Origin of the sequence: Nonomuraea sp. SBT364, assembly GCF_001083785.1 — a bacterium.
In the GTDB taxonomy this organism is placed as follows: Bacteria; Actinomycetota; Actinomycetes; order Streptosporangiales; family Streptosporangiaceae; genus Nonomuraea.
The window spans coordinates 1-12,666 of record NZ_LAVL01000214.1 but is presented as its reverse complement, the minus strand read 5'-3'; the positions used below and the strand labels follow the sequence as shown (position 1 = coordinate 12,666).

Here is a 12,666-nt window from a genome sequence, read left to right as displayed (position 1 = left end):
CCGGCTGTCCGAGCGCCGCGCCGAAGCAGTGCGCGGCGTCCTCACCGAGTTGCTCGCAGGGCAGTCCGTGCCGTTGCAGGCCACCGGGCACGGCGAGGCCCGACCGCGGGTGCCCAACATGGTCGACAACCGCCCCAGCGCCAAGAACCGGGCGCTCAACCGACGCGTCGAGATCATCTACGACGCGAGCCGATGACCGGGTGGCCCGGCCAGCTACAGCCGCGACTTGACCTGAGGCACACGACCACGACTCTTGACTCGACGCTGCTGTCTTCCACCACTACGCCGATGGGGCGGTCAGGGACGTGGTGCGCTGGTCGAAGAACAGGCGGGCGACCAGGTCACCCCGGGACCCGGTGCCGGACTTGGCGAAAATCGACTTCAAGTGGTCCTGAACGGTGTACGTCGCCATCTGAAGCCGGTTGGCGATCTGTCTGGTCGGTAGTCCCTGCGCGACGAGTTCGGTGACCCGTCTCTCGCGCTGGGTGAGCCCGTACATGTCAGCCAGCAACGGGGCCATCTCGGCAGGACGGGCTGCTTCGAGCAACACAGCGACCGGCGCCAGCGGCCCCTCACCCAGCGATGACCCGCGGACGATCACCCAACGGCCCGTCCGGGTTCGCACACGCGCCCGAGCCAGTCCGACGTCGGCAACCGGTTCACCGGCGACGATGGCACGTGCCTGGCTGGCGACGGAGCGGATCACGAGCGGCAGTCTGGTGCCGGCTCGATCGCCGATACCGAGCTCGTCGACCCACTGGTCGGCCTCCCGGTTGGCGAGGTCGACGCCGTCGCCCGGGTCCAGCACGAGCATTCCGGTGTCGGGGCGGTCGGCACATGCGTCATCCAGCAGCAGCGCCCGGCGCAGCCCGTCCGAGATCAGTCCGGTCAGCGATGAAAGGAGCCGTACCTCGGACGACGAGAAATACGGGCTGTCCGTCTCGCGGAAAACGGTGAGAGCGCCCCATGTACCGGTGCTGCTGGACAGGACGACCCGGAGCTCGTCGGAATAACCCCCAGGACGTCGGACCTCTCGCTGACGGCGGCTGAGGTCGAGGTCGCCCGCGGTGACGTGGCTCAGGCTCGCCGCCGCCGTACCCTCGCGGGCCATGTCGACCCACTTGGTGTAGTCCGGTTCGCGCAACTCGATCTCGACGAGCCGGCTGATCGAATCCGCGGGCAACCCGTTCTCGACGAACTCCGCGGTCGGCAGCATGGTGGCCGGGTCCATGGTCATCAAGCAGGAGCCCGCTGACGGCACCGCGACATCCAGGGCATCGCTCACCGCGCGCCAGTAGGCCTCCACCGGCATCCCGCGGTGCACCAGCAGCCCGATGTCGTCACGGACCCTGTCACGCATCGCCTGACTGTGGACCATGGTTCAGCGTAGCCGGACCCCCAGAAAAGTGGGATACCCGCGAGAACGCGGTCGCGGGAGGCTGGTCACACGGAATGGAGGAGCCATGATGAGGACATCGCACATGGAGCTGCGGGTGACCGATTTCGCCGAGTCGATGGCGGACACGCTGGAGGCCCTCGCCTCGCACGGGAAGGATGACTCCGATGGGTGACGCGCCGATCCGCCTGTACATGTCCATGTCCGTCGATGGCTTCATCGCCGGACCGGACGACCGTAAGGGCCAGGAACTGGGACGCGGGGGTGGGCGGTTGTTCAACTGGCTTGACGAGCGGATGTCCGCCGGGGTCGATGGGCAGGTCTACCGCGAGGCTCTGGCGACCGGCGCCGTGATCTCGGGGCGCCGCACGTTCGAGCTGGCGGGCAGGTGGCAGGGCGATCATCACGACGGCGTGCCGATCCACGTGCTGACCCACCACGTGGAGGCGGGTGACGTGCCGCCTGGCAGCGCGAAGTTCTACACCGACGTCAACGCGTGTGCCGTCGAGGCCCGGGAAGCCGCGCAAGACCGTGCGGTGCTGGTGCACGGCGCAGGTGCCGCGCAGGCGTTGCTGGCGGCCGGTCAGCTCGACGAGCTCGAGCTGCATCTCGTACCCGTGCTGCTGGGAGGTGGCCGTCGGCTGTTCGAGGCCACGGGACTCGATCCCGTCGAGCTGGAGCCGGTGCGCAGGCTCGAAGGCAGCGACGCCACACATCTGCGCTACCGCATCGGGACAAGGTGATGGTTCGGAAGGGGCCGGATGGTCAGGGTAGGCCCTGACCGGCGCGTATCGGCGGCTTCCCAAACCCGGCCTGGTGGGCTCGACAGGAGCTGGGAAAGAGTGCTCCGATGCGTTCTCTGCGGTCGTCATGGTCAAATCACCGGCTTCTACATGGCCGCCGAACTGGCCTCCTGGTGACCGTCTCCCTGGAGAAACTCGTGTCCGCTCACACTGGGCGCCGCTCCACGCCCCTCTGTGAACCGCACCGACCGGAGGGCGGCACAAGCCACTTAGCAGCGTTTAGGGTGGTTCGTCGCAATGGGAGTTGCGACGAACCACAGAAGTGACGGGGTTGCAGTGCAGCGCGTCAGCCGACGGTTCAGTCGCCTACCCTGCCCGTACTCGGCGCTGACACCGCAGTCCGCGCCCGAGGACCTGGTCCTTCTCGCCGTGCTCTGACCTCACTGCCGCGTGACCTCCCTGCGCCGGCTGCGGCTCCTCGTCAGGCCGGGCGCAGGTTCAGCCTTGAACGGGCAGCTGCAGCGCTATCACGGCGATGTCGTCCAAGCCGGTCGTGGGCATTGTGCTGAGCAGTTGGTCGCAGAACTTGTCCACGGGCTGGTCGGCGACCTGTTCCGTCAGGCGGCGCAGTCGTTGCAGGCCACGGTCGAGGTGCTCGCCCGGCCGTTCGACGAGGCCGTCGGTATACAGCAGGAGGGTGCTGCCCGGCGGCAGCGGCTCGGCTTTCGACGGGCGTGGCCCCTCGTACGGGAACCCGAGCAGCGGGCTCACGGCGTCGTCCAGGAAGCGACTCCCGCCATCTGGAGTGATCAGCAGCGGGGGCGGATGGCCGGCCGCGGCGTAGCGGACACGGTAGCCATCGCCGCGCTTCTCGACGCGGGCGTACACGCAGGTGGCGGTTACGTCGCCCGACAGCGACTCCATCGCGACGTTGAGCCGGGTGAGGATCTCCCCCGGTGGCTCGCACCGATCCATGCCCAGGGCGCGCAGCATGTTCCGCAGCTGGCTCATCGCCACGGCGGCACTCAGGTCGTGGCCGGCCACGTCGCCGATCACCAGCACCGGAACACCGTCGGGCAGAACAAAGGAGTCGTACCAGTCGCCGCCCACCTCCGCCGCGGCCGGGCTGGCCCGATAGCGGGCGACGATCTGCAGGCCGTCCAGCCGCGGCGGCTCGGCGAGCAGGCTGTACTGGAGAGCCAGTGCGATCTGCTGGGCGCGCTGGTAGCGGATGGCTCTGCTCAGGGCGTCGTGGGCGTGGTCGAACATGCGGCTCAGCAGGGTGATGTCGTCTCGGCTGACCGGCGGGCGGTCCCCGCACGTCACCACGTTGACAACAGCCGGAACCGTGCCGTCCACCACGACAGGCAGGATCAGCATGCCGTTGGCGCCGTTCGCGGTCAGCCAGGGCAGCGTGCCGTCGGGGGCGACGTTCGGCGGTGGCGAGCCGGCGGGGAACATTTCCAGCAGGGGTCTCCTGCTCCGCGCGGCCTTGACGAAAGCATTGGCGGCGGAGAGCTGTTCCTCGCTGTACGGCGGCAGCCGCCGCATGCCGGGGCGTGCGGCGGTGGCCAGCCGCTCGACGACGAACGGGGCGCCGCCGGGCCGCTCGTCGATCAAGTCGGTCACCAGGTAGACGCCGCAGCCGTCGGCCAGCTCGGGCACGATCACATCGGCCAGCGCGCCCAGCATCTCCTCCAGGCTCCGCAACTGCACGGTAGCGGAGGCGGCACGGTCGAGCAGGCGCTGGCGCCGTTGATCCTGCCACTGCTGCTCGATATCGGTGCAGGTGCCCACCCATTCCACTACCTCGCCGTGCTCGCAGATCGGCACCGCGCGGAGCTGGAAGTGCCGATAACCGCCCTCGACGGTGCGCAGCCGGTAGACGTGCTCCCACAGCTCAGTCGTCCTGCCGACGGCCCGTGACCAGGATTGGATCGTGGCCTGGCGGTCGTCGGGGTGCACCATTCGCAGCCAGCCCTGCCCTCGGTGTCCCTCCCACGGCTGCCCGGTCACCCGCTCCCAGCTCGGGCTCGGCTCCGAAACGTAGCCGTCCCTGCTGGCCACCCAGAAGATGTCCGCGCTGACGCGCATCAAGCTCTCGTAGCGGCGCAGGAAGCGGCGGCGTTCCTCGGCGACGGCTGACACCCGGTGTGCGGCAGAGGTCTGCTCGGTCACGTCCAGCAGCACCACCAGCACGCCGTACTCGCCGGCGCCATGGACGACCCGCGACAGGCTGAAGGTGAAGAACCGCTCCCCCAGCGCTCTGTTGCCGGGTATCTGCACCGCCGGCTCGGCGGTGGCGATGACCGGCTCTCCCGTGGCGTACACCCGGTCGAAACGCCCTCGGTAGTACGGCAACACGAACGCAGCGAACGCCTCCTCGACGGGCATCCCGCCCCGAGGAACGCTGACCACCGACCGGTACACCTCGTTGCAGTAGATCAGCCGGTGCTTCCGCCCCCGCGTCACCGCCACCCCCACCGGAGCCGGATCCAGCATCTCGAACGGCAGCCCGCCATCCCTCGAATCGTCAACCGCCCCCACGGTGACCTCCCCCGATGGCCCCGATCGCCAGCCTTGCCCCTACCCGGCCAAAGCCGTCCAGAACGCCACTCATCGCGGCACACGGCCGCCCCGACCGAGGCGGCCGCGCTCGGGCGGTTCTACGCAAACGCTGGATCACCCGCTGGAAGGCCGCGCTGAACGGCTTCGCCATCACCTTCGAAGATGACCGGGCACTTCTGCTCCCAGACTCGAGAACTCGTAGAACCGCTCCAGTGCCACTCCCTGGCCGGGGCGGGTGTCGAAGGGCTTGAGCGCACAGAGGTGGGCGCACGGCTGGACAACCTCCACTGTCTGCGACAGGGCCCAGCACACAAGCTTGAGCATGATCAGCAGTCTGTACGCCAACTGCTACCGCCCTCAAGCCACGTTGTCGGCGCTCAAGCCCGACGCGCACCTCGACCTCGCCCGAGGCTCTCCGGGAACCAAGAAACCCCAGCTCGGCGTACCGAGATGGGGTTTCTGTGCGGTGCGCCCCAGGGACTCGAACCCCTGACAACCTCCCATCCGCGCGGGAGCGCGATGGGGGATGGTCAGGCCTGCAAGTAGTGCAGGACGGCAAGTACCCGGCGATGGTCGTTGTCCGATGGAGACAGGCCGAGCTTGGTGAAGATCTGCGTCACGTGCTTCTCCACCGAGCCGTACGACAGGAACAACGCGGCGGCGATGGAGTTGTTGGAACGCCCCTCCGCCATCATGGCCAGCACCTCACGTTCCCTCGGGGTGAGCGTGCCCAGGGTCTCGGCGCGGCGGCTGGCGCCCATGATCTGGGTGACGACCTCGGGATCGAGGACGGTCTGCCCGATCGCGATCTGGTCGAGCGCGGCCAGGAAGTCCTTGACGTCGGCGACGCGCTCCTTCAGCAGGTATCCCACGCCATGGGCGCCGCCGGCGAGCAACTGGGTCGCGTAACGCGTCTCGATGTACTGGGAGAACACCAGCACGCCCACCTCTGGATGATCACGGCGAATCTGGATCGCGGCTCGCAGGCCCTCGTCGGTGTGGGAAGGCGGCATGCGTACGTCGACCACGGCGATGTCGGGGCCGTGTTCCGCCACAGCGGCCAGGAGCGCGTCGCCATCACCCACGGCGGCCACCACCTCGTGGTCGCGGGAGGTGAGCAGCATGCACAGGCCCTCCCGGAGCATCACGGCGTCCTCGGCGATCACGATGCGCATGCACTGCTCCGTTCAGATGTACAGGGGGAGTTCGACTGTGATCACCGTAGGTCCTCCGGCCGGGCTGTGAATGTCGATCATGCCGTCCAACGTATGGACCCGGGCGGCCAGTCCGCGTAATCCGGATCCGGTGCCGAGCGCCGCGCCGCCGGTGCCGTCGTCGCGCACCCGCAGGGTCAGTAGTCCATCACGCACCCGTACCTCGATGGCGGCGTGCCTGGCGCCGCTGTGCTTGACCACGTTGGCGAGCAGTTCCGTCGTGCAGAAGTAGGCGATGGCCTCGATGGCGGGAGCCGGTCGTGCGGGCAGGTCGGCTTCGAACCGGGCGGGGATCGGGCTCCGTGCGGCGAGCGTGGTCAGGGCGACCTCCAGCCCTTGATCGAGCGCCGGCGGGTGGATGCCGCGGATCAGGTCACGCAACTCGGCCACGGTCTCCTTGGCACTGCGGTGCGCGCTGTCGACGAGGACGCGGGCGCGCTGGAGCCGTTCGGGCTGGTCGGCCTGCTCGAGCTCGTCCTGGGCCATGCCCAGGCTCATGGCCAGCGTCACCAGCCGTGCCGCCGTCCCGTCGTGCAGGTCTCGCTCGATCCGGCGGAGCCTGGCGATCGCGTCCTCTGCGGCCAGCGCCCGTGCCTGCTCCAGCCGGCGGATCCGGATGTCGCCCGGCGCGGGCCCGAGCAGCGTACGGGCGAGCATGCGCTCGGGGGTCAGGGCGACGTGGACGCCCCACGGGGCGAGGAGCAGCAGCGCCAGTCCGGCGACGCTCACCAGCACCGCAACCGGCCAGCCGGGTGGAGAGAGGTGCGCCAAGGCGGAGAACTGCCCCCACAGGGGGAAGCCGAGCAGGAGCAGGCCACCTCCCCACAACCCGGCGGCGGCCGCACAGGCGACCACGGCCGCCGGCAGCCGCAGCAGGCTATGGATGACGGCGCGCCATCCCGTCACGTCACCGAGCGCCGCGCCGAGCCGGTTCAGCAGGCCAGGCCCGGCACAGAACGAGGCGGGATCGGGCACCCGCACCCCGGCCCACGCTCGTGCCAGCCGTCGATTGGCCGTGCCGAGCCCTCTGGCCGCCATCACGCTCAGGGCCAGCATCGGCACTCCGACGAGATTCGCCGTCAGGATGACGCTCAGCAGCACGAGAACGAGATGGACCAGGCCGGCGCCCACCATGAACGGCAACATCAGCGCGTAAGCGAGCTCACACCATGCCCGCCTATTCAATGGAGCCGTGATCAGCACCCGCCACAGGCCGGAGCCGCTCTCTGCTTGCTTGCCCACGCTCCTCCTCATCTGACGCCATCCTGCGGGTGATCACGGCCACACGCCGTAAAGCCTGGCGGACACTCACCCACAAGAACAGCCGGAGAGCCCATGGGGGATATCCCGAAGCCAGCACGGAGGATGTCCCCGTGGTGAACACTCGTCCGTCCTCGCCACAGTGATCACCATGACGACAACCAAGCATCCCGATGCAGGGCCAGGGAAATGATCTCCAGAGTCCTTGCTGCTGGAGGAGTACTTGCCGCGGTACTCCTGCCTGCCGTTCCGGCTGCCACATCTCAGGCGGTCGCCGCCCCATCCCACGAGTGCGCAGCGGCGACCGACCGCTGCGACGGCACACTGGCGGTGCCGCTGGACTGGGGCGACCCATCGTCTGAGCGCATCACCGTCGCCTTCACCTGGCTCCCGGCAACGAAACGCCCAGGCCGAGCAACCGGCACCATCCTCGCCAACCCCGGCGGGCCGATGGCCGCCTTGCCCGATCTCCCACGCATCCAGCAGGTGCTCGGCCCCGTGCTGGAGGACCAGAACCTCCTAGTGGTCGAGCCCCGCGGGCTGGGCACGTCGTCCCCCCTACTGTGCCCAGGGCTGAACCTCCGTGTCCCGGAGACGATCGCGCCCTGCGCCAAACGCCTCGGCCCGCGCGTTCAGTTCTTCACTGCCGACCAGGCTGTGCACGACATGGACGCGGTGCACCGGGCGCTGGGCGTCTCGAAGATCACCTTCTACGGCAACTCGTACGGCACCCTCTTCGCCCAGGCGTACGCCGCCAGGCACCCCGGCAGCCTGGCCGCCGCGTTCCTGGACAGCACTATGATCACCTCGGCCGACGGATACGCGCTGTGGCCGGTTCGCTCACGCCTGGACCACCTCGATCTGGTGTGCAGACAGTCGCGCGCCTGCCGCGCCCTGCCAGGCCGAGCAAGTAACATCTGGACGGACCTGGTAACCCGGCTTCGTGCACATCCTGACCCGAAGGTGCCAATCGCCGCACTCGGCATGGTGGACAAAGTCCATGACGCGGTATTCGGCAGAGAAGCCAACGCCGCAGCCATGGCCTACCTCCACGGCGACCCCGCACCACTGCGACGGCTGACCCAAGTGGTGCCCGGTCTGCCACAGCAACCGGTGGAGGGCCCGGAGTGGGCCGGGTACCTGGCCTACCGATGCGGCGACGGGTCTTTCCCCTTCGGCCGGGACGCCTCACCCGCCGAACGACAAGCCCAGCTGCAACGCTACTACCTTCAGGAACGGCCGCTGGCGCCATACACACCGGCCGATCTGGGCCTGGACATCACCAAAGATCTCGACTTCTGCGTCCAGTGGCCCACCCTCCGGCACAGCCCTCCCCTGCCTCCACGGGCGGACCTGCCCAACGTGCCGATCATGGTAGTCGGCGGTGACTTCGACACACATAGTCCAGCTGAAGTCGCCCACGCGATGCGCGCCTTCCCCAGCGCCACGTTCGTCCGGGTCCCTTTCGCGGCGCACAGCCTCGCGATGGTGCCGGGCGAGGTGGGCGAGTGCATTCGTACGGCAATGCGATCGTTCCTGACCAGCCACAGAGTTCCGGATATGCGGTGTGCTGCGGAGAACTACCGGGCCATCGGCAGCTTCCCTCGCACGATCAGCGACGTGCCGCCGATACCCGCAGCCGGACTTTCCCACAAGCAGCGACGCCTGCTCGCGGTCACCTTCGCCACCGCAACCGACGCCGTCGCCCGCCGCAACCCCTATTCGCCCACCCACAGTCGGCTCGACACCCAGCCGGGACTACGAGGCGGCCGGGTCGATTTCAGCGACACCACGATCACGCTGGAACGGACAAGTCTCGTGAGCGGCCTAGAGGTCAGCGGACAGATCGCAGTCGTCTCCAACAGGCAAGCAGTGGCCACGCTAGAGGTTTCCACAGGCGATGGGCAGCCGCATCGGATCAGACTGGCGTGGCTGCCCTTCACCCCGCACAAGCGCCCTGCCCTGTCCGGCGTTGTCGACGGCACACCGTTCATGGTGGCGAAGAAGCGGTGAGCACGAAGACCGGGCATCTAACGTAGCGAAACAGATGTCAATCCCCTGAAAGCGTGGAGACGGTTCTATGCCACAGCGGTCCTCAGCAGGGCCGATGAGGCTTGTCTCTTCTCGATCATGTGACGTTCGAATGTGATGGGCGGCAGGCTGTCGTTGGCGCTGTGCCGCCGGTTGGTGTTGTAGAAGTCGGCGATCCAGGTGGCGATCTTCAGGCGGGCCTCGGCCCGGGTGCGGAACCGGTGGCGGTGCACGTACTCGACCTTGAGCGTGCTGTTGAACGCCTCGGCGGCTGCGTTGTCGAGCGCGCAGCCCACGCGGCCCATTGACTGGACTACGCCCAGGCGCCGGCACAGCCCCTGGTAGCGGGCAGCGGTGTATTCCTTGAGCTTCCCCCGTTCTCCGGACACTTGGCCTGAGGTCACCCTTGATCATCAGGAAGGATGTCCTCCATGCCCTCGCCACACCCTGCCGAGTTCCGGCGTCGCGCGGTCGAGCTCGCGCGCCAAGGTGACAAACCGCTCCTCCAACTCGCCAAGGACCTGGGCGTCAGCCGCTCGTGCCTGCAGAACTGGCTGCGACAAGCTGACGCCGACGACAACGCCGGCCCCGGTGACCGGTTGACCAGCGCAGAGAAGAAGGAACTCGCCGACGACCGCATTCCGGTCGCGGTGGCCTGCCGAGTACTCCAGGTGTCAACCTCGGGATATTACGAGTGGCTCGGCCGGCCCGAGCCGCCGCGTGAACTCCGCAATAAGGAACTCAGCAAAATGATCCGGCAGATCCATGCCGACTCGCGCGGCAGTTACGGCTCGCCGCGGGTGCACGCCGAGCTCACGCTCGGTCTCGGTGAGCAGGTCAACCGCAAGCGCGTCGAGCAGCTCATGCGCGCGGCCGGCCTGCAGGGCATCTACCGGCGCAAGGGCCGCCGCAGCCTGGTCAACCAGGCCACCGAGGAGGACCTGGTGCAGCGCCGCTTCGACGTCGAAGCGCCCGATCGGCTCTGGCTGACCGACATCACCGAGCATCCCACCCGCGAGGAAAGCTGTATTGCGCCACCGTCATGGACGCCTATTCACGACGCGTCATCGGCTGGTCCATCGACGCACGACAGGATACAGATCTCGTGGTGAACGCATTAGCGATGGCGGTGGCCCGGCGAAATCCGGACACCCGCTCGACCATTCTGCATTCCGACCAATATACATCGTGGGCCTTGGAAAGCGGCTGCGAGACGCGGGCCTGCTCGGATCCATGGGAACGGTGGGCGACTTCTACGACAATGCGATGATGGAATCGTTCTGAGGAAACGATGCAGCTCGAACTTCTCGATGTCAAAAGCTGGGAAACCCGAGAAGAACTAGCCAACGCCATCTTTGAATGGATCGAATGCTGGTACAATCCATGCCGACGACATTCCAGCATCGGAATGCACAGCCCCGTCACGTTCGAGGCCCTCTACCGGCCGTCAGACACCGCTGAGTGACCTCACCTCAGGTGTCCGTGCTACGGAGGGAAGCTCACCGCCAGGTGGAGCCGATGGCCTTGCGGTGCCGGCGGATGAGGCCGGCGACGTAGTTCAGGGTTGAGCGCGACAAATCGACGGCGGCACGATAGAACAGCATCCGAAGCCCCTGGTTGTGACGGACGTGATTGTGGTGATCAACCCGTCTACCAGGGGTTTCGCCATGCCATCAGGCGAATGTCGACCTTGCGATCATGCTGTGATCAGCAGCCCGCCGCACGGGGATGAAAACGGCTCAATGTTCGGGAGAGCCGACCGCACCATGGGATGGAGGTCGCGGGGTCAGGGAGGCCAGTTTGTCAGTACTCGGCCCTAGCATGCGGAGCATGAAACGATATGTCGACGAGGACCTGCACGGTGCAGAGTTCCGCGAGTGCGATCTGACCGGGGCACGCCTGATCGGCGTCGTCATGCAGGACGCCGTGATCGACGGGCTTATCACCAACCTCGTGGTGAACGGGGTCGAGGTCACCGAGTACGTCGAGGCAGAGCTCGACCGGCGTAATCCGGTGCGGCTGCTGATCCGCTCCGAGGACCCTGCCGAGCTGCGCGAGGCAGCGCGTCAGCTCCATGCCGGCTGGGCCGCCACGATCGAGCGAATCCGTCGTACGCCCGGCATCGAGCGCCGCAGCGTGAACGACGAGTGGTCGGCCGTGCAGACGATGCGCCACCTGGTCTTCGTCCACGACTCGTGGTTCCGCCGCTGCTGCCTGGGCTCGACGGAGCTGTTCACGCCGATGGGCATCGGGACGACTGTCGAGCCCTACCGTGGAGCGCACGGGCTTGACCTCTCGCTCGATCCGTCCCTAGACGAGATCGTGAGCGTACGTGACGCACAGGCCGCCGAGCTCGAGGCCTGGCTCGACAAGGTCACCGCTGAGCAGCTCGCCGGGCGAGCGCCGGTGCCCGACGACGATGTCTGGCCGCCGTACGCCCGGGGCCGCTCGGTGCGGCAGTGCCTCGGCACGGTGCTCAACGAGACCTTCGAGCACCACGGCTTCTGCGTCCGCGATCTCGACCTGATCGAGGCACAGGACGCTGAGTAGGCCGGGCGACCTCGGTCCCCTTCTGAGCCGCGCTCTAGGCGTCCACGGCAACGAGCTACGCAAGATCGGAAAGAAGCCGGCAGCCGCCGCTCGTCTCCAACGAGCCTGCGACATCGCTCCAGCCGCCGAACGCGGCGCAGTCCTCATCCCCCTGGCCCGTACACTCGCCGAACTCGGCAACGTCGCCTACTTCGACACCACGATCACCGACCTGCAACGCTTCGTGGACTCCCACCACGACACACCACTGGTCAACGCCTTCGTGGTACGAGAAGTCCACCTCCGAGGCCTGCTCGCCACAGGCCGTCTACAGGACGCGACACGGGTCGCAGAAGCGGACACACCATATGCGGCCGGTGTCGCGCCGCAATGGCAGACGATCGAACGTGTCACCGTCGCCGGAGTCTTCCGCGCCACGGGCGGCAAGGCCGCAGCCTCTCACGCACTTCTGCAGTCAATCGCGACTGCGGAGAACACACGGCTTCCTCATCAGATCCAACGCGCCATACGAGCCGCAAGAGGAGCCCTGCCAGAAGTCGAGGAGGCCGGCGCAGCAGCTCTCCAACGCCTCTACCTCACGTTGCCGGCGGCCTGATCATTCACCGGCCCTCGCCCTCAACGTGATGGCCTCGGCGTTCGATCCCACGGTCGCTGGTGGGCGATGAGACCTGCCTCGATGGGGCATGGCTGACAACCAGCCGGTACGGCGGCGCCTTGAGCCGGCGGTCGAGGTCGGCCAGGACCGTTTCGGGGCCGGCAGCCGTGATCAACTTCGCCGCAGTGAGCCGTTTTCATCCCCGTGCGGCGGGCTGCTGATCACAGCATGATCGCAAGGTCGACATTCGCCTGATGGCATGGCGAAACCCCTGGTAGACGGGTTGATCACCACAATCACGTCCGTCAC

The 12,666-nt window shown here is 67.5% G+C and carries 12 protein-coding genes and 1 pseudogene; 7 read left to right on the top strand and 6 right to left on the bottom strand.

Going from position 1 to position 12,666, the window contains the following annotated elements; all coding sequences use genetic code 11:
- Nucleotides 1-196: pseudogene (locus tag ADY59_RS52035) on the top strand (OmpA family protein); the annotation flags it as partial.
- Nucleotides 197-280: 84 nt separating this feature from the next.
- Here the strand turns inward: ADY59_RS52035 and ADY59_RS43065 are convergent.
- Nucleotides 281-1,360 (bottom strand): helix-turn-helix transcriptional regulator, encoded by a 1,080-nt coding sequence (locus tag ADY59_RS43065; RefSeq protein WP_197094129.1) that lies wholly within the window; start codon nt 1,358-1,360, stop codon nt 281-283.
- A 203-nt stretch (nt 1,361-1,563) separates the two neighbouring features.
- On the opposite strand from ADY59_RS43065, the gene ADY59_RS43060 reads away from it, so the two are divergent.
- Complete coding sequence (locus tag ADY59_RS43060; protein WP_049575790.1) at nt 1,564-2,139, top strand: dihydrofolate reductase family protein; 576 nt, start codon at nt 1,564-1,566, stop codon at nt 2,137-2,139.
- A 498-nt stretch (nt 2,140-2,637) separates the two neighbouring features.
- Here the strand turns inward: ADY59_RS43060 and ADY59_RS43055 are convergent, their stop codons facing one another.
- The 3 genes from ADY59_RS43055 to ADY59_RS43040 form a co-directional block, all read right to left on the bottom strand.
- Nucleotides 2,638-4,686, bottom strand: coding sequence for a SpoIIE family protein phosphatase (locus ADY59_RS43055; protein ID WP_082310840.1), 2,049 nt, complete (start codon nt 4,684-4,686; stop codon nt 2,638-2,640).
- Between the two features lie 551 nt (nt 4,687-5,237).
- Nucleotides 5,238-5,882 carry a LuxR C-terminal-related transcriptional regulator gene (locus ADY59_RS43045; RefSeq protein ID WP_049575782.1) on the bottom strand — a complete coding sequence of 215 codons (645 nt, stop codon included), beginning with the start codon at nt 5,880-5,882 and terminating at the stop codon, nt 5,238-5,240.
- A gap of 12 nt (nt 5,883-5,894) precedes the next feature.
- The gene (locus ADY59_RS43040; protein WP_197094128.1) at nt 5,895-7,163 is read right to left on the bottom strand and encodes a sensor histidine kinase; all 1,269 of its coding nucleotides are present in this window, start codon (nt 7,161-7,163) and stop codon (nt 5,895-5,897) included.
- A gap of 348 nt (nt 7,164-7,511) precedes the next feature.
- Between ADY59_RS43040 and ADY59_RS43035 the strand changes: the two genes are divergently transcribed.
- Nucleotides 7,512-9,194 (top strand): alpha/beta hydrolase, encoded by a 1,683-nt coding sequence (locus ADY59_RS43035; protein ID WP_197094127.1) that lies wholly within the window; start codon nt 7,512-7,514, stop codon nt 9,192-9,194.
- Between the two features lie 65 nt (nt 9,195-9,259).
- On the opposite strand, the gene ADY59_RS43030 is transcribed toward ADY59_RS43035, so the two are convergent.
- Nucleotides 9,260-9,601: an integrase core domain-containing protein gene (locus ADY59_RS43030; protein ID WP_053175702.1), complete on the bottom strand. Its 342-nt coding sequence runs from the start codon at nt 9,599-9,601 to the stop codon at nt 9,260-9,262.
- A 42-nt stretch (nt 9,602-9,643) separates the two neighbouring features.
- Between ADY59_RS43030 and ADY59_RS43025 the strand changes: the two genes are divergently transcribed.
- The 4 genes from ADY59_RS43025 (at nt 9,644) to ADY59_RS43020 (ending at nt 11,762) form a co-directional block, all read left to right on the top strand.
- Nucleotides 9,644-10,324, top strand: a complete 681-nt coding sequence (locus ADY59_RS43025) for an IS3 family transposase (protein WP_197094126.1) — start codon at nt 9,644-9,646, stop codon at nt 10,322-10,324.
- Nucleotides 10,255-10,482, top strand: a complete 228-nt coding sequence (locus tag ADY59_RS54175) for a DDE-type integrase/transposase/recombinase (RefSeq protein WP_156326094.1) — start codon at nt 10,255-10,257, stop codon at nt 10,480-10,482. The genes ADY59_RS43025 and ADY59_RS54175 overlap by 70 nt, the downstream gene beginning before the upstream one ends.
- Before the next feature lie 21 nt (nt 10,483-10,503).
- Complete coding sequence (locus tag ADY59_RS54170) at nt 10,504-10,677, top strand: IS3 family transposase (protein ID WP_156326093.1); 174 nt, start codon at nt 10,504-10,506, stop codon at nt 10,675-10,677.
- A 365-nt stretch (nt 10,678-11,042) separates the two neighbouring features.
- Entirely contained in the window at nt 11,043-11,762 is a 720-nt protein-coding gene (locus ADY59_RS43020) for a DinB family protein (protein ID WP_049575795.1), read from the top strand.
- Nucleotides 11,763-11,817: 55 nt separating this feature from the next.
- Here ADY59_RS43020 and ADY59_RS43015 read toward each other — a convergent pair whose 3' ends face one another.
- Nucleotides 11,818-12,042, bottom strand: a complete 225-nt coding sequence (locus ADY59_RS43015) for a hypothetical protein (protein ID WP_049575775.1) — start codon at nt 12,040-12,042, stop codon at nt 11,818-11,820.
- Nucleotides 12,043-12,666 lie beyond the last annotated feature (624 nt).